Genomic DNA, 26,390 nt, shown 5'->3' on the forward strand with positions numbered 1-26,390 from the left:
CAAATGCGCTTAGTTCGTTTTGGTTTACCGGGGCAGGAACAACCGGGAGTCCTGGATTCGCAAGGGATCGTTCGAGACCTCTCGGGCATTGTAGATGACATCGATGCATCGGCCCTGAGCCCGTCAGTGCTTGAAAAGTTGCGTGCGGTTGACGTTGAAAAGCTGCCTGTGGTGGCGCCTGGCACGCGTCTTGGTCCGTGTGTAGGCAGCGTACCGAACCTGATTTGCATCGGTCTGAACTACTCCGACCACGCGGCTGAAACGAATACACCAATCCCGAGCCAGCCGGTGGTCTTCAACAAACACACCGCGTCCATCAGCGGCCCCAATGACCCGGTCATCCTGCCAACGGGCGCTCAGAAGCTGGATTGGGAAGTCGAATTGGCCATTGTCATCGGTACGCCTGCCTGGCAGATCGATGAGGCGCGGGCATTGGACCACGTTGCCGGTTATTGCCTGGCCAATGATGTTTCCGAGCGGGCTTATCAGCTCGAGTACGAAGGCCAGTGGACCAAGGGCAAAAGCGGTTTTTCTTTCGCACCTCTGGGACCTTGGCTGGTCACCCGTGACGAAATTGCCGATCCGCAGGCACTTGACCTCTGGCTCGACGTGAATGGCAAACGTTTCCAGACCGGCAATACCCGTACGATGATCTTCAGCGTTGCCCATATTGTCGCGTACCTCAGTCGCTTCATGCCGTTACTGCCGGGTGACGTCATCATTACCGGTACGCCGCCAGGTGTGGGGCTCGGGCAGAAACCACCGGTATTCCTCAAGGCGGGTGACACCATGCGTGTCGGTGGCCAAGGGCTGGGCGAACAATTCCAGACCGTGGTTCCTTACGTTGCTGAAATGGGGGCTGCGTGGGTCGCCGGGCGCCATCCCAATGTTGACTGACTATCGCTAGAGGAAAACGCTATGAGTTTTGCAGGAACAGGTGTAGTCGCGATCTGGCATGATCTTTTGCCCGAAGCGCGGGACGAGTTCTATGAGTGGCATAACCGTGAACACATGCCCGAGCGGGCTGGAATTCCGGGCTTTTTGCGGGGGCGCCGGTACGTCGCTTTGGATGCCGGGCCGACTTATTTCAACCTTTATGAGGCTGATTCTGTGCAGGTGTTGGGAGGGCAGGATTATTTATCGCGCCTCAACAGTCCGACGGCATGGACCCAGCAGTCGGTGAAGTCTTATCGCAATGTCGCGCGATCCATTTGCGCAGTCACTTACTCCAGCGGTGTGGGGCAGGGCGCGTATCTGTTAACGGTCCGTTTCGATGTTGTCGAAGGGCGGCATAAATCGGTGTCAGACGCATTGCGTCAATGCGTGCTGCCTCCCCTGGCGGATAAACAGGGTATTACGGGCGTGCATTTGTGTGTGGCGGATGAGGCCGTGAGCAAGGTTGAAACCGCAGAGAAAAAGGCCCGCGCCGAAGGCACCCAGATACCGGCCTGGATCGTCATGATCGAAGGTTGTGCACCTGATTACGTTCGCGTCGCCGGCGAGTCTTTTGTGGCCGAGCTGCAACGGCTGCTGGAGGGGCAATCGATAGGACCGGAAACCACGCTCTATCAATTGGAATACACACGTTGCAAAACGCCGGGGAGTGCGGGTTGATCGCCGAGCGTTCGAGTACGTTTTAACTTTCCAGTCGTTGTTCTCACGCAATTTCTCACGAGCGTGCCCATACAGGCATTGAGTTTAGCTCGCGTCTGCGCACGCTCGGATTTTGCTTAAGGCGATATTAAACAATTATCAAGTTGCTCAATAACGGGCTGGATAAGGAGCTCCTTCGGTCGCTCGGAAGTTAGCTCTTCGGGCTGTCTGTGCATGCGTTGTCACGAGCTAAAAATCGCAACAAAAAACAATAATAATTCATTGTGAGGAAACATCATGCGCTACCCGGTTACTGTCCGCAGCGTGCCAGCACATCAATCGCTTATCAGCCTGACTCTTGCGTTTTGCGCGGGTTCGTCAGCTGTTGTTCAAGCCGATCAAAATAGCGGTTTTGTCGATGGCACTAAGGCCACCCTCAATTTGCGCAACGCTTACATCAATCGCAACTTCACCAACCCGAACAATGCCCAGGGCAAGGCCGAGGAATGGACCCAGAACTTCATCCTCGACGCCAAGTCCGGCTTCACCCAGGGCGTGGTCGGTTTCGGCGTGGACGTGCTGGGCCTGTACTCGGTCAAGCTCGACGGCGGTCGCGGCACAGCGGGTACGCAATTGCTGCCCGTGCATGACGACGGTCGCCCGGCCGACGACTTCGGCCGTTTGGGCGTGGCCCTGAAGGCCAAGGTGTCGAAGACCGAGCTGAAGGTCGGCGAGTGGATGCCGGTGCTGCCGATCCTGCGTTCCGACGACGGCCGCTCCCTGCCGCAAACCTTCCGTGGCGGCCAGGTGACCTCCACCGAAATCAATGGCCTGAGCCTCTACGGCGGCCAGTTCCGTGGCAACAGCCCGCGCAACGACGCGAGCATGGAAGACATGTCCATGAACGGCCGCGGTGCGTTCACCTCCGACCGTTTCAACTTCGGCGGTGGCGAATACGCCTTCAACGAAAAACGCACCCAGGTCGGTGTGTGGTACGCGGAACTGTCCGACATCTACCAGCAGCAATATTTCAACCTGACCCACAGCCAACCCATCGGCGACTGGACCCTGGGCGCCAACCTCGGCTACTTCATCGGCAAGGAAGACGGCAGCGCCCTGGCCGGCGACCTGGACAACAAAACCGCGTTCGCCATGCTCTCGGCCAAATACGGCGGCAACACCTTCTACGTCGGCCTGCAGAAAGTCGGCGGCGATGATGCCTGGATGCGCGTCAACGGCACCAGCGGCGGCACCCTGGCCAACGACAGCTACAACTCCAGCTATGACAACGCCAAGGAAAAATCCTGGCAACTGCGCCACGACTTCAACTTCGCCGCCGTCGGGGTGCCGGGCCTGACCCTGATGAACCGCTACATCAGCGGCGACAACGTGCACACCGCCACGGTCGACGATGGCAAGGAGTGGGGCCGCGAAACCGAACTGGCCTACACCGTGCAGAGCGGCGCGCTGAAAAACCTCAACGTGAAATGGCGCAATGCGTCGATTCATCGGGACTTCAGCACTAATGAGTTTGATGAAAACCGGATTTTCATCAATTACCCCATCTCGCTGCTATAAAACATCACGGGTTCTCCCCCTTGATGAATAGCGGCGTTCAGGGACGCCGCTATTTTTCCTTTGCTTGCAATAAGTTCCGCGCCAGCGCCAAGGCTTCATCTTCAGTGGTTGCGATGAGCATGGGATAACCCCAGAATTTTTCATACACGATTGCGAACGCTTTGCCTGCCAGCCGTTTGGCGAGACTTGATTCGATATGAATCGAGGCTTTGACATAACGCTTGAGTTCGCTTTTGTGGCGCTTCATCCATAGGGCTATTTGTTTCAGTTCCCCTGGTGAGTGTTCCGGTTGCTCCTTGTCCAGACCTTCATTGCTGATCAATACGAAGGGCTCATTGCGAGCAAGCAAGGCTTCGAGCTCGGCAAGTGACTCATCCTGGCTATGGCCCGGTGTGGTTTTTTGCAGCCAAACGAACGGAAATTGTGTGGCGTCTATACGCATTTCTATAGTCCTTCGACACGTTGCCAAACCTCTGTGATGTCCTGCGGTTTCAGGATACTCTGCAAGCAATCCGGCTTAATTGCACAGGCTGGCCACAATATTGTTCAAAACAGCCATTTTCATTTTTTGAGGGCTTAGCGTGGGGCGCACACCTGTTATGGCGAACACTGCTAAAAAAGACAGGATTGCCGTATGGGACGTCGATAGCATTTCGCGGCCCGTCGTAGCCCTCAGCGCTTCGATGGTGAGCAAGGATTGGGAGCAAGCCAGCCATCAACATCGTAAGGCGCAACTGCTTTATTCCGTGCGCGGCATCCTCAATTGTGAAATAGAAGAGGGCGTCTGGATCGTTCCACCACAATGTGCCGTATGGATACCCGGTGGTTTGTCACATGCGACACGTGGTTCAGGAGAGACAGAATGTTATTGCCTGTTTGTTGAACCTGATGCCGCTCCGGATCTTCCGCGAGGCTGCTGCACGATCGGCGTATCACCGCTGTTGCGTGAGTTGCTGCTGAAGGCGGCAGGGTTCTCGGGAGACGCTATCAATGTCCCGCGTGAAGACCGCCTGATCGCAACGTTATTGGACGAATTGTCGACAGCCCCCGTGGAGGACCTGCATTTGCCGATGCCTCGCGACACGCGTCTGCGCAGGCTCGCTGAAATGCTCTTGGCCGACCCCGCGCTTAAGGTTTCGGTGCGCGAGTGGGCTACTCGCATTGGCATGAGTGAGCGCAGCATGAGTCGGCTTTTGCTGCAGGAAATAGGGATGAGTTTTGGACGTTGGCGTCGGCAATTGCATGTAATTGTGTCGCTGCAACGCATGACCAAGGGCGAGAGCGTCCAATCGGTTGCGTTGGAACTCGGTTATGAGGGACCTAGCGGCTTCATCACGATGTTCCGCAAAACCGTAGGCAAACCGCCTGTGCAATATCTTTCCGCCCGCTCAGCCAGCGCTGTTATCGCAGGTGAGTCATTGCCCGTGCCGTCGATCCTGTTTCCTGACGACGTGTAAGGGCTCGTAGGCGATCTATTCGAACCTGACCAATCCTCGTGGCGGATGGAAAACGGCCAATCGCTGACATTGGCTGAACTGGAAAATAATCTGGCCATCCTTCGATATCTGGCAACGGCGGCTTGTTGCTAGATTGCGCGACAACGAATGCAAATCAGTTTCACTTGAGATTGATTTGTCACTTCTGTTCTCCGGCCTGGTGCCGGTTGAGTTGTCGGCCCTTTCTCAAACCCGTCTCTCGACGGTCGGCCGCTGTCTGTTTTTTTCTTGATAAGGAATGGCTGATGTGGAGTTCGTTGACTTACTGCGGTGAGCGGCGCCCTTGCGTGCCTGAGCGTTTGCTGACAAATCCGGTGACTGCAGCGCTGTTGGTGTTTTTAGGTAGTTCGAGTTGTGTAATGGCGCAGGACCCTGTCGAAGCCGATGAGAACACTCAGTCTCAAGGCGTGATGATTCTCCCATCTGTGACGATAAGCGGGACGAGGACACCCGATACCACCACGACGGAAGGGACGGGGCTTTACACCACCGGCCAGACCACGGCCGCGACTCGCTTGCCGCTGACGTTGCGGGAGACGCCGCAATCAATTTCCGTGGTAACGCGTCAACGCATGGACGATCAAAAGCTGGATTCAGTTCAGGGGGTACTGGAGAGCACGACTGGCATCTCGTCTTACCAATCGGATAGCCAACGCACGAGTTTCTATTCCCGAGGCTTTCTGATCGACAACATCCAGTATGACGGCATACCCGCCGTCATTGGCGACGTCATAAACGGCAGCGGCATCAGCGACCTGGAAACGGCATTTTACGACCGTGTCGAAATTGTGCGCGGGGCTAACGGGCTGCTTACCGGCACGGGCAATCCGTCGGCTGCGGTCAACCTGGTGCGCAAAAGACCAACGCCAGAGTTCTCGGCTTCCACCTCTATCAGTGCGGGTTCCTGGGACAGTTTCCGAGAGATGGGAGATGTTTCCGTACCGTTGACAACCGACGGTCGTATCCGTGCACGCATGGTCGGGGTCAATAACGATGGTCACTCCTACATCGATGGTTACCAAACACAAAAGCAAGCGTTCTATGGGGTCATTGAGGCAGATCTCACCGAAGACACCACTTTGGATATTGGGTATGACTATCAGAACAGTTCCCCTGAGCGACCGACATGGGGCGGTGTTCCTCTATGGTTCAGCAACGGCTCAGAGGCAGAATGGTCGCGCTCCAAATCCCTGGCCGCGGACTGGAATCGCTGGGACAGCACCCGACAGACTGCTTTTGCCGAACTTGAACACCGGTTCGATAACGGTTGGAAAGTCCGCGGTGTGGTGAACCAGTACCGCACTAAGTATGACTCCCAGTTATTGGGCGGGTTTGGTACACCCGACCAGGATACCGGCTTAGGCGTTTTTCCTAATGGTGCTTATCCGGTTGCGTTGGCCGGCAAAGGGAAAAGCCGGCAAAACACCTTTGATGTGATGGCGAGCGGTCCCTTCGATTTAATGGGGCGCCAACATGACCTGGTAGTGGGCGCTATGAGTTCTCGGTATACCTCGAACAAAGACGATATCAGTCCCTTTTTTGTAGGGTTCACACCCGGCAATATCTACAATTGGAATAATCATTTCCCCAAGCCAGACTTTGATGCAATGGCGTCTATGCCGACCGATACCGAGGTTAAACAGCGCGGCTTCTATAGTACAGCGAGATTCTCATTGGCCGACCCATTGAAATTGATTGTCGGAGGGCGGTTCAGTCGTTACGAGATCGACGAGACTGCTGGTGGGACGCCGTTCAATTATAAAAAGAGTAATGAGTTCACGCCCTATGCAGGTCTGATATACGACATTGATAGTACGTACTCCGTCTATATCAGTTATACCGGCATATTTAATCCGCAAACATCGTTCCGAGACAGCAATGGCAATGTCCTCACGCCGACGGAAGGCAAGACGAAAGAGATTGGCCTCAAGGCTGAATACCTGGAGGGGCGATTGAATGCGTCTGTCGCATTGTTTGACACTGAACTGGACAACACTGCACAACCGGATGGCAGTCTTCTTACGCCAGGCGGTGCGCAAGCTTACAAAGGGGTTGATGGCACCCAATCCCGCGGGGTCGAGTTTGACCTGCAGGGTGAAGTGGCTCCCAATTGGAACATCTACGCTGGCATCGCCACTTTCACGGCCAAGGATGGCAATGACGCCAGGTTGAATCCACAGGTACCGCGCACAACCGCTCAGATGTTCACTACGTACAAATTGCCCGGCATGTTGGAAAAATTGACCTTGGGCGGAGGCGTCAGATGGCAAAGCCGCTTCTTGAGCAGCAGTACGAGCACGAGGGTAGCGGAACAAGACCCCTATGCGCTGACGTCACTGATGGCGCGTTATGAGTTGTCAAGAAACATGGATCTATCAATCAATGTCAACAATGTGTTTGATAAAAAATATGCAATCCAGAAAGGCGATTTCGATACTGTCAGTTATGGAGCGCCGCGTAATGCATTGATGACATTGAACTATAAACTGTAGTTTGTGCGGCTAACCGAATCACTCCGCCAGCTTGAACTCCGCGGCCTCGTCAAACTTCGACCGGGCCGCTTCAACTTCGGGCAGTTTGTCGAGCGTCCATTTATGTAACTCGCGAAATGGCTGCTGCAATGTTCGCCCCAGCGGGGTGATCTCATACTGCACTGCCACGGGCGAGAACGAAATGATCTGGCGCGAGACGAGACCATTGCGTTCCAGCCGCCGCAGGCACTGGGTAAGTGCCTTCTGGGTGACGCCCTCCAGGCGACGTCTGATGGCGTTAAAACGATGCGGCCCGTCATCGAGCACCGCCAGAACCATCATCGACCACTTATCAGCGATTTGGTCAAACAGTGCCCGGCTTGGGCACTCCGACGAAAAACATTGCGGCTTTAATTCCAGCATCGAAGTTTCCTCACGTATACCTAGGCGACTCTAGGTGCCTAATTGACATTTGGTTTACAAAATATACTTATATGGCCTCCGAAAGCAATGGAGTCCACCCGATGTCAAACCCTGATACCAGCATTTTATTTCGTCCTTTTTCCATCCGATCGCTTGAACTGAAGAATCGGATTGTCATGGCGCCGATGACGCGTCTGTTCTCACCCGAAGGTATCCCGGGTGAAGCGAGCACTGCCTATTACCGGCGCCGGGCCGAGGGAGGTGTTGGCCTGATTCTGTCGGAAGGCACCGTGATTGATCGCCCGGCATCGCGCAATGATGCCGGCATTCCTTTTTTTCACGGCGAAGCGGCGCTGGCTGGATGGAAGAACGTGATCGATGCTGTCCACACGGCTGGCGGGCGCATGGCGCCGCAGATCTGGCACACCGGCTCCACGCGCTATATCAACGACTGGGAGCCGGATGCTCCCGTTGAAAGCCCGTCGGGCCTTGTTTCGCCAGGTGACCTGCGTGGCGTGGCGATGAGTGAAGAGGACATTGCCGACACGGTAGCCGCGTTCGCCAAGGCCGCAGCGGATGCCAAGCGACTGGGCTTCGATACCGTCGAGATCCATGGAGCCCATGGTTATTTGATCGATCAGTTTTTCTGGTCTGGTAGCAATCTGCGCACTGACCGCTACGGCGGCCCGACAATCAAGGAACGCTCGCGTTTTGCCAGTGAGGTCGTCTCTGCCGTTCGCCAGGCTGTTGGCCCGCAATTCCCGATCATCATGCGCGTCAGCCAGTGGAAGCAACAGGACTACGGGGTGCGCGTTGCTGAAACGCCGGCGGTGATGGAGGACTGGTTGTTGCCACTGGTCGAGGCCGGTGTCGACGTCCTGCACTGCTCGCAGCGCCGCTTCTGGGAACCTGAGTTTCCCGAAATTGACGGTGAGAACGGGTTGAACTGCGCGGGCTGGGCGAAGAAAGTCACTGGAGCCACAACCATTAGCGTCGGTTCGGTTGGGCTGGAGAATGATGTCACTAACGCCTTCGCCGGCAAGGGATCAGCCCCTGCGGGTCTGGATCGGCTCATCGAGCGTATGGAGCGCGAGGAGTTTGATCTGATCGCTGTAGGGCGTGTTCTGCTGAGTGACACGGATTGGGCCACCAAAGTGGAAAAAGGCGAATACGCAAGCCTGAAGGGCTTCAATCCGGCATCTTTAGCTGAATTGGTTTGAATTGCAGTGTGGCCCGGGCATTTACGCGCAGGCCACACTTTCAATGCAATGCCATTCGCTACCCCCATAAGCGCTGGCCCAAACAATACAACTGAGAAGCGTTCGTAGTATTATCGCTGCCTGTTTCCTTTGGTAGTCCTGCGCCGCGATGCCCCCAATTCCTTCCAGCAAAGCCCCTAGCGTGCTCATCGTCGATGACAGCCGCAAGATCCGCGATCCGCTGGCGACGTTTCTGCGTCGCCACACGTTCGAGGTGCGCACGGCGGCGGATGCGGCGGGCATGTGGCAGTTGCTCAAGCAGCACAGCTTTGAGGTGATCATCCTCGACGTGTCGCTGCCCGATGGGGATGGTTTCGAGTTGTGCAGTCGTCTGTATCGGCGAAGCGATACGCCGGTGATTCTGCTGACGGCGCGCGACACCTGCGCCGATCGGGTTCGCGGTCTTGATCTGGGCGCGGACGACTACGTCACCAAACCGTTCGAGCCCCGGGAACTGGTGGCGCGGATCAACAGCGTACTGCGTCGACGCCGCCCGACCGGCGCGAAACAGGCCATATCGGCGTCCGACCCTGTCGCCGTGAACATGAGTCCCTGCTACCTGTTTGCCGACTGGCGTTACGATGCCCGTCACGCCACGCTGGCGCGTGATCAAGAGCCGCCGATTCTGCTCAGCACCGTCGAAAGCAAGCTGCTGCAAGTGTTTCTCAACCATCCCAACACGCTGCTGCCCCGCGAGCGCTTGATTGATTTGACCACCGCAACCGACAGAGACGTGACAGACCGCGCCATCGACCGTCAGGTCAGTCGTCTGCGGCGCAAGTTGGCCCATAAACCGGGGGAACCGGAATTGCTGCGCACCATCTGGGGTGGCGGCTATCTGCTGGCGTCCGATGTCGTGCTGCAGGCGCCATGAATCGCCTGCGTGCCTTGTGGCCGCGCAAGATGGTTCATCAACTCAGTGTGCTGCTGTTGCTTGCGTTACTCGCTTCCAATGCAATCGCCATGCTGGTTCTGCAGCGCACCGGGGCGTTGATCCATCCGCTGTCGCGGACCATGAGCCTGGAACGTCTGGTCACCGCGCACCATGCGGCTCTCGAGGCACCCAACCAGGTCGGCGCCCGGCTGCTGGCGTCGATGATCACCCCGGATGCACATTTCTGGATTGATCGGCGCGCCGACGTCGAGCCCTTCGACATGCGCGCCGAAGAACAACGCCTGGCCAATGTGCTGCGCGAGCGTCTGCAATTGGCGCCAGACCTTGCCGTGGTCATGCAACTGGAGCGGGTCACCGGCGGTCATGCCCGGGACCAGGTCTTCAGCTCCGCAGGCTGGGCTCCGTTGCGTTTGCGCAGCAGCATCGAACTGCCCGACGGCCGCTACCTCAACGCGTTGCAGCACCCGGTCGGGGCTTACGAGTGGCGCAAAGTCCTGACGTATAGCCTGCCGGTGACGATCATTCCGGTGCTGTTGATCGTCATGTTCTGCATCAGTCGCGTGGTGCAGCCTGTGAAAACCCTCGTGCAGGCGTCCGAGCGCGTCAGTCGCGGCGAGTGGATTGCCCCGCTGCCGCTGACGGGGCCGCAGGAGGCACGGGACCTGACGGCAGCGTTCAACCACATGCAGGCCAGCATCGCCCGCCATGTCGAGGGCCGCACACGCATGCTCGCCGCGATCAGTCATGACCTCAATACGCCAATCACCGAACTGCGCCTGCAAGTGGAACTGCTGGAGGAGGGCGAGGCTCGCGAGGACATGCTGGAAAGTCTCGAAGAGTTGAGTCTGATGGTGCGCGAAACCCTCAACTTCGTCCGCGAAGACGCTGTGCAGGAGCCGACGCTGACCATTTCGTTGAACGGGTTGCTGGACGACCTGGCCAGACGTTACCAACTGCTGAACCAGCCTGTGACCTGGCACGGAGCGCCGCCGATCATGCTGACGTGCCGGCCCCTGGCGCTGAAACGGGCCCTGACCAACCTGATCGACAACGCCCTGCGTCATGCCGGGGACGCCACGCTGAGCCTGTGTCGCGAAGACGCCGGCACCGTCCGCCTGGAGATCCTTGACCACGGTGCAGGGCTTCCCGATGCCTGGTTGAGCAGGGTGTTCGAGCCGTTCGTGCAGCTCGCCGGTGGAACGGCCGATGGGCACAAGGGCGGTGTCGGCCTGGGCCTGGCCATCGCCCGCGCCTGCGTGCAGGCACACGGTGGCGAACTGCTGCTGGAAAACCGCCCGTCCGCCGGATTGTGCGCCGTGGTCAGGCTGCCGGCCGCGCTGCTCAGAAGTTCAACGTAGCGCCCATCCACAACGTGCGACCGTAGTTCACCGTGCCGTAGGTTTCATCGTCCAGGCGCTTGTCGGTGATGTTGTTCAGCGAACTGTTCAACGTGATCGAATCGGTGAGCTCATAAGAGCCGCCCAGATCGGCCGTGGTGTAGCCTGGCGCACTTTCATCGGTAATGGTGTTGCCGGTTTCTTCTCCGTAGTAGCTGACCGACGCCCACGCTTGCGCGCGATCATTGATCGCCCACTCGCCGCGCAGGTTGGCTTTTTGCTTGGGCGTCAGCGCCAGTGGTGCGCCGGCATTGGCGCCGCTTTTCTGTTCCGAGTCGGTGTAGGTGTAATTGGCCTTGAACAACACACTGGCGTTGATATCCCATTGCCCGGTCAGCTCCACACCCTGGATCACGGCCTTATCGATGTTGACCCGGTCCATGACGATGTAACCGTTCCAGCGCTCGTCGGTGGTGACCGTCGACAACTTGTCCTGGAAGTCGTTGTAGAACACCGTCGCGCCCGCCGACAGATCATCGCGGTTGGACCACAACGCCGAGAACTCGTAGTTGGTGCTGGTTTCCGGCTTCAGGTCGGGGTTGCCGAGCATCACGAAACGGTTGCGTCGCAGGTAGGCGTAATCCTTGACCACCGCGCGCAATTCGGGTGCCTTGAAACCGCGGGCGATGCCGCCCTTGAGCGTCCAGTTATCGGTGGCGCGCCACACCCCGTAGATCCGCGGACTGGCGTGGGTGCCATATTGTTCGTGGTCGTCCAGGCGCAGGCCGGTGGTCAGCGCGAAGTTGTCGGTCACCGACCATTCGTTTTCGGCGAACACGGCTTTTTGCAGTACCGAAAACTCGTAATCGACGCGATCGCCCAGACCCTGGTTCCAGTCGGTCAATTCGCTTTCATTCCATTGCATGCCCACGGTACTGACATTGTGTGTGGTGGGCACCACCAGTTTGGCGTCGAACACGGTGTTCTTGACCTCCGGTTTGCGCCCGTAAATATCGGTTTGCGCCGGCGTGGCCTTGCCTTCGCGGCTGGAGGTTTCCTGGGACAAGGCGATATCCGACGTGGCCCAACCCCAACGGCCCTGGTGCGACAGCGACCAGTGATCGCGATTGTTCTCCTGCTCGCGGGTGGCCCAATTGGCACTGATGCCGTCACCGTTCTTCAAGCGCGTGGCGCCAGCCTCCAGCAGGATGTCGTGGTCGACGGTCGGGGTGAAGGCCAGGCGTGCGGTCAGGTCGCGGTGATCGGCCTGGCTGAAACCGTTGGTTTGCTCGATGTCGTCATCGGCCTGACGATCCAGGTAACGGCCCCAGACCTGCAAGCCGAGAAAATCTTCGTGCAACGGACCATTGAGGTAGAACTGCGTCTGACGGGCGTTGCCTTGGTCACTGTGCTGGCGCGCGGAATAATCGTAGGACACCGAGCCGCCCCACTGCGGCGAAACCTTGCGGGTAATCACGTTGATCACCCCGCCAATGGCGTCCGAACCGTACAGCGACGACATCGGCCCACGTACCACTTCGATACGCTCGATGGCCGCCGCCGGCGGCACGAAACTCTGCTCGTAACCGCTGTTACCGTTGACCCGCGATTCCCGGGCACTCTGGCGCTTGCCATCGACCAGAATCAGCGTGTAATCGGCCGGCATGCCGCGAATGGAAATGTCCGTCTCATTGGCCCCGCCGTTGACCGTTACCCCCTCGACATCCCGCACCGCGTCACCCAGATCGCGATACGACTTGCGGCGCAGCGTCTCCCCATCAATCACCGTGACAGAGGCCGGCGCATCCTCGACGCGTTGCTCGTAGCCGGAAGCGGTCACGACCACATCATCAAGGGTCATGGCCTGCGGTTCGGCAGCCTGGGCGGACGTGCACAGCGCGCCGGCTGCACTGGCGGCCAGGGCGAAACGCGTCCACGGGGACAATGTTGGAAAACGGAGAGGGGAGTGCATGGGGTGTCCTTTACAATTCAACTTAAAAGAGAATCGTAATCATCTGCACTGGTGAAGATTGGACAAAGTGTGACAGGCAAATCCTACAGCACCCCACTGTAGGTTCGAGTTCACTCGCGAAAACCCAGGAGCGTCACTGCCTGGGTCTTGTACGAGAAGTCGGGGCGAATAGCATGGGGCCCCGCTTGAACTCAGTACCTCTCGATCATGTCGGCCGCCTGTTGGGTGGCCTGGCTGGTCCGGGTGGCCAGCTTGCGGACCTCGTCGGCGACCACTGCGAAACCCCTTCCGGCCTCACCGGCTCTGGCCGCCTCTATGGCCGCGTTCAAGGCCAGTAGATTGGTCTGTTTGGCGATGCTTTGGATGGCGGCAACTATCTGCGTCAGCTTGGCGAGGTTTTCCTGCATGGCTTGATGCTGACGTTCCTGAGTCTGGCGCAACTGGCTTTCCTCGCGATGGGAGTGCACGTCTGTGATCGCCCCCACTGTACGTAAGGGCGTGCCGTCGTTGCTTCGCTGGGTCTGACCTCTGCCTCTGAACCAACGGTACTCGTCGTTGCGGTGCTTGAGGCGGTAGGTCACATCGAAGGGTGTTTGGCCGGAGCGGTCGGCGACATGGTCGACAAACGCTTGCACGGCACGCTGGCTGTCTTCGGGATGCAGGCGTGACAACCAGCTTTCGAACACATTGGGAAACTCTTCGATGGTTTCGTAGCCGAGCATGCGACGCATCTGTGACGAGAACCAGATGACGTTATGGGGATTGGCTGGATCGCCTGCGACGATATTGATATCCCAGAGCGCGTCCTGGATGCATTCGCGGGAAATATCGAAGCGGGCCGAGAGCATCGCGAACTCTTCGTCTCGCAAGCGCTGTTTGTGGATGTCGCGCAGCATACCGACGCTGATCTGTGGCAGCCCCCGTTCGTCACGGAGCGTTTCACCGCAGATCTGGACCCAGCGGTATTCTCCCGAGTGGCTCTCGAGGCGCACCTCCACCTGGTAGGGCGCATGCCCGCTGCGATCGGCAAGGTGATGGGCCAGGGCATCCAGGTTGGCCTGGCGGTCGTCAGGGTGAAGGCAATCGTTCCAAGGGCCTAGATAGACGGGGAGATCCGCTTGGGTGGGCAGGTTGCCGAACCATTGCAGCACTGCATCACGTGCGGGCTGCAGGCGGCCATCGAGCTGCAATTTCCAGAGCAGATCTTCCGACCCGCTTGCCGCCAATTGCCAAAGTTGTTCTTGATCATGCAACCGCGTTTCGTATTCACCCAACTGAAGCCTGAGGCGTTGCAGTTCAGCATTAAGGTCGACCACGCTGGCCCGGAGCGCCGTGCGATCGGCGAGCAGGCGTTCGATGCCCGCCAGTACCCGTCGCAGGGACGAATCCTTCGCCGCTATCGATACTCCCTCGCCGTCGGGCTGTTCCAGCCGGTCGCCGAGCAGCTTCAATTCCTTGCGGGTGCTATTTCTGAAAAACATCAAACACCTCTGGTTCGCTCACGAGGTTTCGGGACGGTTCTCGCTCTTGATGCCCCCGAGCATTACGGTCTTCGAATGCCCGGGGACAGTCTGGCCTGGAGGAGTCTGTCGACTCAGGCGGCCTGGTACAGACGGCGCTCGAGCAGCGTGCTACCACGCAGGCGATGTGTGGCCTTGGCACCGGCCAGCACGGCCAGGTCCAACAGCGGTTCGAGGATGACGACGCTCATGTAGGCGCTGCCGAAGGTCAGAATTGACAGGGCGTTTTCTGCTGTGAAGCCTTGCCCGTAGAAGGCCCAGAAGGCAACCCAGGCGACAATGCCCCCCTGGAAGGCTGTCGACAGCCCCAGCGCTTGTCTGTAGCTCAGCTCCACATACGGTGTGTTTGGCGCGATGATGCGTTTCGCCAGGGCGGTAACTGCGAACAGCGGAACCAGAAGGGTGGTGACGTTCATGCCGTATTGCGGCAGGTCGAATGGCGCGAAGAACAGACCCTGGATCAGCAGTCCCAGGGCCAGACCCACTGCCGCAGGTGCGGCGCCGAGCAGCAGAAACAGCGTTGACCCCAGGATGAGATGGACCTCGGAGACGCCGACGGGATGATGCGGTAGTAGCTCGAAGAAGCTGAATACCAGGGCCGTGGCAGTGACAGTGCGAGCCAGCAGCGAGAAGACACCACGCTCGCCCATGGCTTGGGCAGCGAGTTTGAGGGTGTAGGCGCCGGCACCTGCGGCAGTGACGTAGCTCAGCCAGAGTTTTCCAGCTTCCACCAGGTTAGGTTCGATATGCATGACGATTGCCCCTTGGCCGCTACGCGACCTCGAAAGTAAAAAAACAGGATGACTCCGGCCTCAGCTTATGGCCCGGCTGATCGCCACCGGCTCTTGCCGCGGCAGGTGTTCGTGGCCGTTTCCATGGGCCGGTGGGCAACTCGTATTGAGCAGCGTCACCGGCTGTCCGTGGGGGGTATTCAAGTAAGCCTGCTGCCATTCCTCGGTGCGGCGGGTGATGTCTTCCATACCCGTTAAACCGAGTGTGGTGACCATTCTTTCCAACGCTGTGAGCCACTGCCGGTAGTAAGTGTCGTTGACGCTTTCTCCGGGTTGCGCCGGGGCAGCCTTGATTTCGTCGCTGAATACCTGCACCCAGTCCTCCCAGGGGAACAGACCGATCTGGTGCAGGTGTACCAGCAGGGAAAAAGCCTCGGCCTGCCAAGGTTTGTCGAAGACCGGGCCTTCATCGTCGAGAGACAGGCCGGCTATTGGGGGGATGTGACGCATGCTGGCGCTCATACGGCCTCCAGATAGTTGTCCCACAGATCAATGCAAACACTGTCCGGTCGCGCCACTCCCCACAGTTCTGTCGCACTGAAGCGAACGGCATAGACCTGTTGGGGTTGTTCGCCGAGACCGTGGGCCATCGTGTCCGGGGTGGCAAACGCGCCGTGTGCAATCTCGATGGTCCCGACCTTGCCGCGCGCGTAGCGGGGCAGTCGGGTGTGGGTGGTTGGGTTGAGGTTCTTCGTCCGCACCCGGTCACCGACCCGGAAACGGCCGCAGACGGGTTCCTTTGCCCGGGAAGAGGCGCCGCCGAGCACTACGGCCTCGACGATGTCCGGTGTTAAAACCGTGATGGGCTGTGTCGATGGGGTTGGTTTGGCCGTACCCTGCAGTTCGCCAGTGCTGATCACGCCTTTTTCCAGCAGCAGGTTCTCGAAGGCATGCAGCCAATGCTCGTAGTAACTGGACTGCAAGTATTCAGCCGGTTCCATGCGTTCAATGGAATGTCGGAATTCGTCGACATTGAAGTGTCCGCCGACGAAGAGCGAGGCGAACAGCGGAAAGACCCTGCGCTCCCAGTCGTGATGGAAGATGGGTTCATTTTCTTCGGTGAGCACCGGGCCGAAACCGTGCATACCGCCTAAGTCGTGTACACCGTTCATGGTTTTCTCCTTTTCAGGTTCAGGCTTCGTCGCCCGGCGTCTTCGGCAGGCCAGTGCCGATCATGGCATCACGCGTCACCAGCTCGACCAGTTGCTCCTCGCTCCAGCCATCAGTACCGGCCGGACGTTCCGGCAATACCAGGTAGCGCAACTCAGCACTGCTGTCCCAGACGCGAACTTCCTTGTCATCGGGAATGATCAAGCCGAATTCGGCCAGCACGCTGCGCGGATCGATGACGATCCGTGACCGATAGGGCGCGGATTTGTACCAGACGGGTGGCAGGCCCAAGGTCGGCCAGGGGTAGCAGGAGCACAGCGTGCAGACCGTCACGTTGTGCACGGTCGCGGTGTTCTCCACCACCACCATGTCTTCGCCCTGCACGCCGGAAAAACCCAGCTCGGCAATGGCCGCGGTGGCATCTTCCAGCAGCCGATGCTTGTAATCGGGATCGAACCAGGCCTTGGCGACCACCTGGGCGCCGTTGCGCGGGCCGACCTTGTGCTGGTAAGTGTCCACCAGAGCATCCATGGCGGTTGGGTCGACCAAGCCCTTTTCGATCAACAGGGATTCGAGTGCCTTGACACGCAAGGCGATGGCCTCGGGGGGCTCGGTGTGGTCATGAACGTGATCGTGATGATGTTCGTGGGTATGGCTCATGTCTTGGCTCCTCTGAAGTTGATACTCACTTTCAGTGCTACTTGCCGGTGTTCGTTCGCCAATGCGATGCGCAGGTCTACAACGTCCGCCAATCGACAGAGGCCTCGAATGCGGCTGCAGCCTGATAGAGGGTGCCTTCGGCATAATGTTTTGCGACTAACATCAGCCCCACGGGCAGTCCGTCCACCAGGCCGCAAGGGATCGACATGGCGGGGTGCCCTGTAATGTCCTGAGCGGCCGTATTGCCAAGCATCTCCAACGCACGCGTGACGGTCTCGGTGATTGAAGAACCCGGTTCCGGGAGCGGCTGGGCGGTGATTGGCACTGTCGGCATGACGAGCAGGTCATAGGTGTCCAGTGCCTTGTCGTAGGCCGCTCGGGCAAAGCGCGCTATGTTCTGGGCCTTGGCGTAGTAGCGACCGTTGTAGCGCTCCAGACCGAACTGGCCGACGAACATGCAAAGCTTGAGGGACGGCGACAATGCGTTTGCCTGGTCGCGCCAACCGACCTGTTTGTCCAGCAGGCCCACGTCGTACAGCCCCTTCCAGTTAAAACCCGCACCATTGCCGTGCATCATTTGCATGGTCAGGCCTTCACAGCCGATAGGGCTCCATAACGATCCCGCCAGGTTGTGTTCGGGAACCGATACCTCCTCGACCCGCGCGCCCAAAGCTTCGAGCCGGGCGATAGCGCTGCGGACCTTTTCTGCGATACGTGGATCCTGGTTGGCGAGTTGGAAGCCTTCCTGGAGGATCCCGATCCGGAGTCCGGCCACGCCTCGTTCCAGATAATCACAATAGGCATCGACCTTGGGGGCGGCCTGGCGAGGGTCGAGCCCGTCGGCGCCGGCCATCACTTCCAGCATGAGCGCGTTATCGCGTACGTTGTTCGTCATGGGGCCGACATGGTCGAAGGTGGACTCGATCGCCATGACCCCGGTGTAAGGCACTAGACCCCAGGTCGGTTTCATTCCATAAATGCCGCACCATGCGGCAGGAATGCGGATGGAACCGCCTTGGTCGCCACCGATAGCCAGGTCGACCGCGCCCGTCGCCACAAGTGCCGCGCTGCCCGAAGACGAACCGCCTGTTGTGAAACCATGGCGAAAAGGGTTGTGCACAGGCGCGGGGTCCGAGGTATGGCTACCACCGGAGAGGCAGTAATGTTCGCAGGTGGCTTTGCCGAGGATGGTTGCTCCAGCGTCGAGCAGACGCGTCACCACGGTGGCATCAAACGACGGTACGAAACCCTCCAGTGGTGCGGCGCCGTTCATCATCGGGACACCGGCCAGGGAGATATTGTCTTTGAGCGCGACCGTCTTGCCGGCAAGCTTGCCCGAACTGGCGCCCATCACCTCAGTTCTGTAGTACCAAGCGTTCAGCGGGTTTTCCGTGCTTGAAGGGCGATAACCGGAACTGCGCTCGTAGCGCACTGAAGGGATGAAATCAGGCAACTCATCGACCAGGTCGTAGGCATCGAAACTGGATTGCATGAGCGCCAGGTATTCGCTGGCTTGCTCGGGTGTCAGCTGTATGTGCAGGCGGCTGGCGAGATCCTGCACTTGTTCGAGAGTTGGGCGGATGATGGCCATGGGGTGTCCTGTGTCCTGTGCCAACCCGCAGGGGCTGGCAATGTCTGTTCAAACGTCATCTCGGGGATGTCCGGACACGGTGCGCACGATTGGCGAGCCGTGGCCGGGGCTGGTATCAAGCTATCTCCACAGATTGAGCAGCGCTTGGCTGAGGAGGACAGTCGCTTGGTTGAGCGGGACTCGCTTGCTCCTCCACGGTCGCCCTCCATTGCTGTGGCTCAGGCTTATGCCGGGTATCAGTCTTCGGATTCAGGCGTGGTCTGTTTCCGAGATGACTTCCCTGGTTTTGGCCAGACAACCCCAACGCTTCTCATGCCTTTGGCGGGGTCCATTTCCGGGTGCGCGAGTACGACGTCCCGATAGGAGGGGCTCCCGATCACCGCCGGTTTGAACTTGATGAGGAAGTCATTGACCTCTTTGCGCAGATCCGGGGCCAGAGCGTAGTCGTCGTAGCACGCCTCGAGACAATCGAGCACGGCTTGCCAGTGCACCTCGGTCAGCCCCATTCCGCGATGCGCGGTGACCATGTCTCTCCCCCTGTATTTGGCGCTTCCACCCCAGTGCTCGGAAAGGAAATCGACAAAATTGATGTGTTCCTTTTGGAACGTCGATTCCGACATATGGGCCCAGATGTGCCCGATGGCAGGGTGTCCCATTGTCTTTCTCAACACTGCGCCTGCGAACTGATAGATCACGTCATAGCCGCCAAGACGGGTATAGAGGGAGGGTTGTTGTTCCGTGGTGGGTTGCTGGTCGGTCATTGTCTGGTTACTCCGTTTCGGGTGAGAGGCATCTCATTAGCCAACTGTCGCGTCGTTGGGCACACGCTTGGTTGATAAGGACAACGGGTGGTAGAGACGGGCGGGCCTAAAAGACCCTGACGTAGCGCAGGTTCATGCGAAAGTCCTCTTTGGGGCCGTTCTCCACCGCAATGTCGCGTCCAAGTTGCACTTGGAGTTGGTCCTTGGCGGTGAAAAACTTTCTGGCCGTGACGCGGAAGTTGGTGGTTTCCATCCTGTCGTCCTGGTTGACACCATCGATCTGGTTTTCCCCGCCCCAACTGTGGCCGAAGCCGATAGCCAGCGCAGTGGTCTCGTCGGGCATGTAGCGCCCCATTAACTGAGCGCCGTAGGAAACGTCCTGCTCCCGGCGGGCGGAGCTGGCGCCGAAGTCGTTGTTGTCCCCGTACCAGATGGCGTCACCGACGAGGTCGATGGCCCACTTCTCCGTGAAGTGCTTGACGTAAGCGGCCTGGAGATCAACCTTCCAACGGTTCTCGCCAATGTTGAGCGCGTCGTCTTTGTCATAGTCACCAGTCGGCACGTACAGGTAGGCGGTCGCACCGAGGGTGTCGTTGGCGTCGTTGAGACGGTACTTGAGCGGTGCGGTGAGAATGAGGTCGCCGATGCCGCTGGCGTCGCCTAGACCAGAAGCGTCACCACCGCCCGAGACATGACCGAAGGGCAACAGGAATTGAGGCTCGATGGTCAGTCGCTCGCTCAACTGATAGACGTGCAGCAAACGCAGAATGCCGATATCGGAAGTCAGGTTGAAATCGGAGCTGGTCTTGTGTCCCTGGGCATAGGCACTGTCCGTGCTGGCGTGCTGGTAGTAGACCACGCCGATGGTCGCTCCCACGGGGAGCGGCTCGTAATCGCCAGGGTCCACCTCGAGGGCATGGGAGGAAAGGCTGGGGAGGAGGGCGGCAAGCGACAGGTAGCGGAACTGTTTCATGATCGACGATCCTTTTTTCGGGCAAAAAGAGCCCCGCAATCGCCAGTCAGGCAATGCGCAGGGCTAAAAGTGGAGTCAGCGATGGAGTCAGGCGGGCGACACTTGCGCGTCGCGCATCATCCCGGTCTGCGGATGGCAGTTGATGTACTCGAACAGTTGTTGGCTACCGTCCGCTACCGAGACCTCGTGATACAGCCGCAGCTTCGAAAGGCCCCCGATCACTCGGAAGAACGTGGTGAAAATACGCAAGTGAGTGGGGTGGGATTCTGCCCAGCGCTCCAGTTTGTCGAGGGATCGCCAGTGACCGATGTCATAGGCGATGTCGAGGAGATTGCCATCCAGGTCGACATTGCGTACGAAGCGGTTGCTGTAGCAGCCCAGCGCCTGCCCCTCGTCACGCAGGAAGTTCATGCCGTCTTGCAGTGGCGGCAGCATCTCGTTGAAGTAGAGCGCGCGCTCTTCGTCGCCGGCTTCGACCCAGTCTTGTCCGGAGCGGATCAGCGTCAGGTTGTCGTGGCCGCGTACCACGACCCTGCCGCCCTTGGCGGGGTCGCCTGAAATGACTTGCAGTTCGCTGGTCGGCTGCATCCAGTCGGTCTGTGAGATAGCAAAGCGGTCGCGCGCCGAGCCCCAGTAGCCGTGCTCCTCGATCTCGCCGCTGATGCCGTCCATGATCGCACCGACACCTGGCAAATCATCCTGGAATGCATACAGCGTCTCGAACTGCTCGGCACGTGGTGCGATGACTTCGCGGAAATACCCCAACCCCTCGTTCAGGCGCGCATCGTCGCCCCACCAATCGGCCACAGGCGCTGAAAGTAGCCATCGGTGATAGGCGGCGGGATCACGCCAGTAGCCCACGGCGATGAAGTTTCCGTAACCCTGATTGTCGAGGTGGTAGGTCAGGTCGTGATTCCCTGGGCCATCGGCGAGGGCAAAGCTTGCGTCAATGTAGCGCATGGCTTGCAAGGCGGCGGCGCGTTGCTCGTCGCGGAATTGCACCCCGAGGTAAGCCATTACAACTTGCTTCACGTTTTCGTCAGCCCGCCCCACAAACATCGGGAAGGGTGGCTGGTAATCGTCGTGGACACGACGGGACAAAGTCCGCGGACATTTGAGATGTTTATCGATTGCAGATTCCATGGGGGGCTCCTTTATTTCCGTCTCAAACGGACGGTTCGCTGTTCTACATCCCAGTGGATGTTGTTGTTTTGCGGTGGGTACCACTCCATCGGCGTTGCAGCACCAAGGTCCCGAGCTGCACCAGGTAAGTGGCGAACTCTTCGGGTGCCATGTCCCATCGCTGTAAAAACCAGGATGAATCGGACAGTCGCTGCTGTTCTCGTGGATGCATGAGACACCTCCTCATTCGTGCTTGTAGGGACACGGCGTGGAGTGAAAATTATCCAGGGGGGATGCAACGTGCTTGGCTCGAATGGACAACCGTTTGGTTAAAAAGGACAGGTAAAAAAGGCCGGCATGTCAGCGCGCGGCAATGGTGCGGGGCGTGTGAAACAAGGGGGCGATGTGCCCCGAGAAGTGGCATGGGGAGTGTTGGAGGGATCGGCCTTTGTAACGTGCAGGCGGCTATCTTCCAAGGTGTCTGGCAGCGGGAATGATGCGATGGAGATGGCCTGCTAATTGCTTGGCTCGCAAAAACGTTACCCCGCTTCTTTTGTTGAAACGCCGCCGCGAGGTGAATGCAATGAGCCAGACCTGTCAGTATTCAACGCTTGCCGTTACGGCCCCCCACCGGTTCGATTACTGGAAAGAGGTGGTTTGTCACCACTGCCTGGACGCAGACAGCAAACGACTGGCGCAGAGCGATTTTGACGGGGCACTTGAGGTGCATGCCATGGGCGCATTGGACATCTGCACGTTGTCCGCACCCTTGCACTATTGGGAGCGTTCCGCCCAGCACCTGCGCAGTGATCCTAATGACGATTTGTGGTTGGGCTTTACCAGGAGCGGTTATGGCGAACTGGAGCAGGCTGACCGACGGACGAAACTGGCGGCGGACGATCTGTTTCTTTATGACGCATCCCAGCCGTTCAGATTCAGCTTCGGTGGTACTGATAACCACCTTGTCCGCATTCCGCGACAATTGCTCAGTCAGCGCTTGCCCTCCATAGCAGACTGCACCGCTGTGGTTCTGGATGACCGTCGCCCCGGGGTGATTCCGTTACGCGAGATGTTACGTCAAGCCGCGAGTATGCCTGCCGGCTTCCATAACACAGGAGTCTCCAGTCGTTACTCCAGCACGTTGCTCGACCTTCTGGTGGTCAGTCTGGAACTCCAGGATTTAAAGCAGACTCATGACGAGTTGGATCTGCATGGCCGGATCATGAAGTACATCCACCAGTACTTGACCGAGGCGGACCTGTCGCTCGAACGCATCGCGCAAGCCCACCATGTCTCCACACGCACGGTGACGCGCGCTTTCGCCCGTCATCAGAAATCGCCGGTCGCAGAAATCTGGAAGGCACGCTTACTCGCCAGCCGCGAGGCTATTGAGCGCGGTCAAGTCCGCAGTATTTCTCAGGCGGCGCTGGATTTCGGTTTCTCCGACTTCTCTCATTTCAGCCACGCTTTTCGCAAGGCCTTTGGCGTTGCTCCCCATACGCTCCTGCGACGAGAGTAAAAAGGGGGCTTTCCCCACGGCGTTCAGGGGGATGTCCCCCCTGCAGTTTTAAACCCTATAACCAACCCTTGATCTGCGCGCACACAGCCTGGGTGGAAATACCGTAGCGATCGTGCAACGTCGGCAGTGCGCCCGCATCGAGAAACGCGTCCGGCAGCGCTATTTGCCTGAACGTCGGCGTGACCCCATTGCGCAACAGCACGGCGGCCACCGCTTCGCCCAATCCGCCGATGATGGAGTGGTTTTCGGCCGTCACGACCAGTCGTCCCGGCTTTCTGGCCTCAGCCAGGATAGTCTGCTCATCCAAGGGCTTGATGGTGGGAACGTGAAGCACCGCGACATCCACACCGTCAGCCTGAAGTTCCTTGGCTGCTTCCAGGGCGCGCATTGTCATCAAACCGGTGGAAATGATTAAAACCTCATTGCCTGTACGCAGGGTCTTGGCTTTGCCGATCTCGAATTCATAGCCATATTCATCGAGCACCAGCGGTACGTTGCCGCGCAGTAACCGCATGTAGACGGGCCCTTGGTGCGCGGCAATGGCGGGCACGGCTTGTTCGATTTCCAGGGCGTCGCAGGGGTCGACGATCATCAGGTTCGGCATGGCGCGGAAGATCGCCAGATCATCCGTTGCCTGGTGGCTGGGGCCGTACCCGGTGGTCAGGCCCGGCAGACCGCAGACAATTTTAACGTTGAGGTTTTCTTCGGCAATCGCCATGCAGATGAAGTCATAGGCCCGGCGCGAAGCAAACACCGCGTAAGTGGTGGCGAAGGGCACGAACCCCTCCCGAGCCATGCCGGCCGCTGCGCTCATCAACAGTTGCTCAGCCATGCCCATCTGGTAGAAGCGCTCTGGGTGCGCCTTCGCAAAAATATGCAGGTCGGTGTATTTGGACAAGTCAGCCGACAAACCCACGATGTCCTGGCGCTGGTCCGCGAGTGCGGCCAGTGCGTGGCCGAATGGCGCTGGCTTGGTGGCCTGGCCTTCAGCGGCAATCGAAGCAATCATTGCCGAGGTCGTCAGCTTTTTCTTCGCCGCTGCGGGCACCTGAACGTTGGTCTTTTGTGCCTTGTTCATGCTGTTTTGCCTTCTTCCAGGTTGTTCAGGGCCACATCCCATTCATGCTCATCTACGCGGATGAAGTGAGTCTTTTCGCGGGTTTCCAGGAACGGCACGCCTTTGCCCATCTTGGTATCGCAGATGATGACGCGCGGCTGTGCGGCGGGATGGCTGCGGGCTGCGTCGAACGCTTTGACCAAGGCGTCCAGGTCGTTACCGTCCACCCGCTGAGTAAACCAGCCAAAGGCTTGCCATCGGTCAACGATGGGTTCAAATGCCAGCACCTCGCTGGAGTGGCCGTCGGCTTGCTGGTTGTTGACGTCGACGATGGCGATCAGGTTGTCGAGTTTCCAGTGCGAAGCTGACATTACCGCTTCCCAGGTAGAGCCCTCATTCAACTCGCCATCCGATAGCAGGTTGTAAACGAAAGAGCTGGACTGTTTGCGCTTCAGACCCAGGCAGGCGCCTACCGCGATGCCCAGTCCCTGGCCCAGCGAGCCGCCGGTGATTTCCATGCCGGGGGTGTAGGCGGCCATACCGGACATGGGCAGGCGGCTGTCATCCGAACCGTAGGTTTCAAGCTCATCCAGTGGAATGATTTCAGCCTCGATCAGCGCGGCATACAGCGCGATCGCGTAGTGACCGATGGAAAGGTAAAAGCGATCACGCTGTTCCCACTCGGGGTTTTCGGGCCTGTAGTTCAAGGCATGAAAGTACGACACGGCCAGCAAGTCTGCCGCGCCCAGTGCCTGACCGACATAGCCCTGGCCCTGGACTTGCCCCATGCGCAAGGCATGGCGGCGAATGTTATGGGCACGCTGCACCAATGTGGTGGACGCCGCGCGAGATAAAGTGGCAGTCATGGAAATTCTCCGTTAACTCAACGATTGACCGAAGCGGCAGGAATGCGCAGTACCAAACAGGCACCGATGCACAGCACACCGGTAATCAGGTACATGCCGATGGCGCTCGAACCGGTCGTGGTGGTGATCCAACCAATCAGGTACGGCGAGCAGAAACCCGCCAGATTGGCAAAGCTGTTGATTCCGGCGATCCCCGCAGCGGCGGAGACACCACCGAGCAAGGTGGTCGGCAGCATCCAGAACAGTGAAGACGCCGACAGCACGCCTGCTGCTGCAAGGCACAGGCACAACACCGACAACGTCAGGTTGGCACCGAACACTGCCGCCAACGTGAGGCCCAGCGCGCCGGCAAGCATTGGCCCGACCAGATGCCAGCGCCGCTCCTGGTGTTTGTCGCCGCTGCGCCCCATGAGCACCATTGCAATGATGGCGCACAGGTAGGGGAGACTGGTGAGCAATCCGATGTGCATCGGATCGGCAACACCTGCATTACGGATAAGCGTTGGCAGCCAAAAGGTGATCGCGTACTGGCCCATGACCACGCAAAAGTAGATACCGGCGAGAATCCACAGGCGGCGGTCCCGCAGGAATGCCCCGACCGAGGCGTGGGTGACTTTGCGGCTGTTGTCCTCGGCCAGTTCTTTGGCGACCAGCGCTTTTTCTTCATCGGTGAGCCAGGTCGCCTGGTGCACGCCGTCCTTGAGGTAGGCCAGCACCATCAGGCCAACGATGACGGTCGGAGCGGCTTCAATCACGAACATCCACTGCCAGCCCGCCCAGCCATGAACGCCTGCGAACTGCGTCATGATCCAGCCTGAGAGCGGTCCGCCGATCATCCCCGAGAGCGGGATGGCGATGAACCACAACACCGTCATTTTGGCGCGACGGTAGGAGGGGAACCAGTAAGTGAGGTAGAGCAGCAAGCCCGGCGCGAGACCCGCTTCGGCGATCCCGAGCAGAAAGCGCAGGGTATAGAACTGCCAGGCCGTTTCTACGAAGGCGAAGAGGGCGGAGATGATGCCCCACGAGATCATGATGCGTGCGATCCAGCGACGGGCACCGACCTTGTGGAGGATGAGGTTGCTGGGCACTTCGCAAAGGAAATAACCAAGAAAGAACATGCCGGCGCCAAGCCCGTATACGGTCTCGCTCAGGGCCAGGTCATTCATCATCTGAAGCTTTGCAAACCCGACATTCACCCGGTCCAGGTAAGCGCACAGGTAGCACAACATCAGGAAAGGCATCAATCGCCAGGCAGTCTTGCGATACGCGCTTGAGCGCACTGTGGACACAGTGTCGAGCGTCATGGTGGTCATCATGATGGTCTGATCTCTTGTTTTTATAAAACGCCGGGCTCAGGCCCGACGTATCTTCGATCCAGAACTGAAAGGGCAGT

The 26,390-nt window shown here is 58.7% G+C and carries 23 protein-coding genes and 2 pseudogenes; 9 read left to right on the forward strand and 16 right to left on the reverse strand.

What is annotated here, in order from left to right:
• The first annotated feature begins 3 nt into the window (after positions 1-3).
• From ACZ5M5_RS14605 to ACZ5M5_RS14615, 3 genes are all read left to right on the forward strand, one after another.
• The gene (locus ACZ5M5_RS14605; RefSeq protein ID WP_464739291.1) at positions 4-897 is read left to right on the forward strand and encodes a fumarylacetoacetate hydrolase family protein; all 894 of its coding nucleotides are present in this window, start codon (positions 4-6) and stop codon (positions 895-897) included.
• 21 nt (positions 898-918) lie between these two features.
• Positions 919-1,614 (forward strand): hypothetical protein, encoded by a 696-nt coding sequence (locus ACZ5M5_RS14610; protein ID WP_464739292.1) that lies wholly within the window; start codon positions 919-921, stop codon positions 1,612-1,614.
• Between the two features lie 276 nt (positions 1,615-1,890).
• Positions 1,891-3,171, forward strand: coding sequence for an OprD family porin (locus tag ACZ5M5_RS14615; protein WP_464739293.1), 1,281 nt, complete (start codon positions 1,891-1,893; stop codon positions 3,169-3,171).
• A gap of 49 nt (positions 3,172-3,220) precedes the next feature.
• Here the strand turns inward: ACZ5M5_RS14615 and ACZ5M5_RS14620 are convergent, their stop codons facing one another.
• Positions 3,221-3,613 (reverse strand): hypothetical protein, encoded by a 393-nt coding sequence (locus tag ACZ5M5_RS14620; protein WP_060742481.1) that lies wholly within the window; start codon positions 3,611-3,613, stop codon positions 3,221-3,223.
• A 157-nt stretch (positions 3,614-3,770) separates the two neighbouring features.
• On the opposite strand from ACZ5M5_RS14620, the gene ACZ5M5_RS14625 reads away from it, so the two are divergent.
• Both ACZ5M5_RS14625 and ACZ5M5_RS14630 read left to right on the forward strand, forming a co-directional pair.
• The gene (locus ACZ5M5_RS14625) at positions 3,771-4,628 is read left to right on the forward strand and encodes an AraC family transcriptional regulator (RefSeq protein WP_464739294.1); all 858 of its coding nucleotides are present in this window, start codon (positions 3,771-3,773) and stop codon (positions 4,626-4,628) included.
• Between the two features lie 284 nt (positions 4,629-4,912).
• The gene (locus tag ACZ5M5_RS14630; RefSeq protein ID WP_464739295.1) at positions 4,913-7,159 is read left to right on the forward strand and encodes a TonB-dependent siderophore receptor; all 2,247 of its coding nucleotides are present in this window, start codon (positions 4,913-4,915) and stop codon (positions 7,157-7,159) included.
• An 18-nt stretch (positions 7,160-7,177) separates the two neighbouring features.
• Here ACZ5M5_RS14630 and ACZ5M5_RS14635 read toward each other — a convergent pair whose 3' ends face one another.
• A complete protein-coding gene (locus tag ACZ5M5_RS14635; RefSeq protein ID WP_103308270.1) occupies positions 7,178-7,561 on the reverse strand; it encodes a winged helix-turn-helix transcriptional regulator in 384 nt (127 codons plus the stop codon).
• Between the two features lie 101 nt (positions 7,562-7,662).
• On the opposite strand from ACZ5M5_RS14635, the gene ACZ5M5_RS14640 reads away from it, so the two are divergent.
• The 3 genes from ACZ5M5_RS14640 to ACZ5M5_RS14650 all read left to right on the forward strand — a co-directional run bounded on the left by ACZ5M5_RS14640 (position 7,663) and on the right by ACZ5M5_RS14650 (position 11,073).
• A complete protein-coding gene (locus ACZ5M5_RS14640; RefSeq protein ID WP_464739296.1) occupies positions 7,663-8,781 on the forward strand; it encodes an NADH:flavin oxidoreductase in 1,119 nt (372 codons plus the stop codon).
• 148 nt (positions 8,782-8,929) lie between these two features.
• The gene (locus ACZ5M5_RS14645; RefSeq protein ID WP_060742477.1) at positions 8,930-9,694 is read left to right on the forward strand and encodes a response regulator transcription factor; all 765 of its coding nucleotides are present in this window, start codon (positions 8,930-8,932) and stop codon (positions 9,692-9,694) included.
• A gap of 29 nt (positions 9,695-9,723) precedes the next feature.
• The gene (locus ACZ5M5_RS14650) at positions 9,724-11,073 is read left to right on the forward strand and encodes an ATP-binding protein (protein WP_464739382.1); all 1,350 of its coding nucleotides are present in this window, start codon (positions 9,724-9,726) and stop codon (positions 11,071-11,073) included.
• Here the strand turns inward: ACZ5M5_RS14650 and ACZ5M5_RS14655 are convergent.
• The 11 genes and pseudogenes from ACZ5M5_RS14655 to oxdA all read right to left on the reverse strand — a co-directional run bounded on the left by ACZ5M5_RS14655 (position 11,057) and on the right by oxdA (position 21,573).
• On the reverse strand, positions 11,057-13,024 hold the full coding sequence (locus ACZ5M5_RS14655; RefSeq protein WP_060742476.1) for a TonB-dependent receptor domain-containing protein: 1,968 nt from the start codon (positions 13,022-13,024) through the stop codon (positions 11,057-11,059). The genes ACZ5M5_RS14650 and ACZ5M5_RS14655 overlap by 17 nt on opposite strands.
• Positions 13,025-13,221: 197 nt before the next feature.
• Positions 13,222-13,431: pseudogene (locus ACZ5M5_RS14660) on the reverse strand (methyl-accepting chemotaxis protein); the annotation flags it as partial.
• 81 nt (positions 13,432-13,512) lie between these two features.
• Positions 13,513-14,505 (reverse strand): annotated as a pseudogene (locus tag ACZ5M5_RS14665) (PAS domain-containing protein); the annotation flags it as partial.
• Positions 14,506-14,618: 113 nt separating this feature from the next.
• Positions 14,619-15,296, reverse strand: a complete 678-nt coding sequence (locus tag ACZ5M5_RS14670; protein ID WP_060742474.1) for an energy-coupling factor ABC transporter permease — start codon at positions 15,294-15,296, stop codon at positions 14,619-14,621.
• A gap of 60 nt (positions 15,297-15,356) precedes the next feature.
• On the reverse strand, positions 15,357-15,797 hold the full coding sequence (locus ACZ5M5_RS14675) for a nitrile hydratase accessory protein (protein ID WP_464739297.1): 441 nt from the start codon (positions 15,795-15,797) through the stop codon (positions 15,357-15,359).
• Positions 15,794-16,447 (reverse strand): nitrile hydratase subunit beta, encoded by a 654-nt coding sequence (nthB, locus tag ACZ5M5_RS14680; RefSeq protein WP_060742472.1) that lies wholly within the window; start codon positions 16,445-16,447, stop codon positions 15,794-15,796. Before nthB ends, ACZ5M5_RS14675 begins: the two co-directional genes overlap by 4 nt.
• Before the next feature lie 19 nt (positions 16,448-16,466).
• Complete coding sequence (gene nthA, locus ACZ5M5_RS14685; protein ID WP_464739298.1) at positions 16,467-17,105, reverse strand: nitrile hydratase subunit alpha; 639 nt, start codon at positions 17,103-17,105, stop codon at positions 16,467-16,469.
• Between the two features lie 76 nt (positions 17,106-17,181).
• A complete protein-coding gene (locus ACZ5M5_RS14690; protein ID WP_464739299.1) occupies positions 17,182-18,696 on the reverse strand; it encodes an amidase in 1,515 nt (504 codons plus the stop codon).
• 236 nt (positions 18,697-18,932) lie between these two features.
• Positions 18,933-19,457 (reverse strand): group I truncated hemoglobin, encoded by a 525-nt coding sequence (locus ACZ5M5_RS14695; protein WP_103308262.1) that lies wholly within the window; start codon positions 19,455-19,457, stop codon positions 18,933-18,935.
• 106 nt (positions 19,458-19,563) lie between these two features.
• Complete coding sequence (locus ACZ5M5_RS14700; protein ID WP_464739300.1) at positions 19,564-20,430, reverse strand: transporter; 867 nt, start codon at positions 20,428-20,430, stop codon at positions 19,564-19,566.
• Between the two features lie 87 nt (positions 20,431-20,517).
• Positions 20,518-21,573, reverse strand: coding sequence for an aliphatic aldoxime dehydratase (gene oxdA, locus ACZ5M5_RS14705; protein ID WP_103308260.1), 1,056 nt, complete (start codon positions 21,571-21,573; stop codon positions 20,518-20,520).
• Positions 21,574-22,135: 562 nt separating this feature from the next.
• On the opposite strand from oxdA, the gene ACZ5M5_RS14710 reads away from it, so the two are divergent.
• Complete coding sequence (locus ACZ5M5_RS14710; protein ID WP_103308259.1) at positions 22,136-23,071, forward strand: AraC-like ligand-binding domain-containing protein; 936 nt, start codon at positions 22,136-22,138, stop codon at positions 23,069-23,071.
• A 55-nt stretch (positions 23,072-23,126) separates the two neighbouring features.
• On the opposite strand, the gene ACZ5M5_RS14715 is transcribed toward ACZ5M5_RS14710, so the two are convergent.
• The 3 genes from ACZ5M5_RS14715 to ACZ5M5_RS14725 are packed head-to-tail and all read right to left on the reverse strand — an operon-like array spanning position 23,127 to position 26,313.
• A complete protein-coding gene (locus ACZ5M5_RS14715) occupies positions 23,127-24,149 on the reverse strand; it encodes a transketolase family protein (protein ID WP_464739301.1) in 1,023 nt (340 codons plus the stop codon).
• Positions 24,146-24,994 carry a transketolase gene (locus ACZ5M5_RS14720; protein ID WP_103308257.1) on the reverse strand — a complete coding sequence of 283 codons (849 nt, stop codon included), beginning with the start codon at positions 24,992-24,994 and terminating at the stop codon, positions 24,146-24,148. Before ACZ5M5_RS14720 ends, ACZ5M5_RS14715 begins: the two co-directional genes overlap by 4 nt.
• 17 nt (positions 24,995-25,011) lie before the next feature.
• On the reverse strand, positions 25,012-26,313 hold the full coding sequence (locus tag ACZ5M5_RS14725) for an MFS transporter (protein WP_060742463.1): 1,302 nt from the start codon (positions 26,311-26,313) through the stop codon (positions 25,012-25,014).
• Positions 26,314-26,390 lie beyond the last annotated feature (77 nt).

It is taken from the genome of Pseudomonas sp. Van50 (assembly GCF_055390755.1).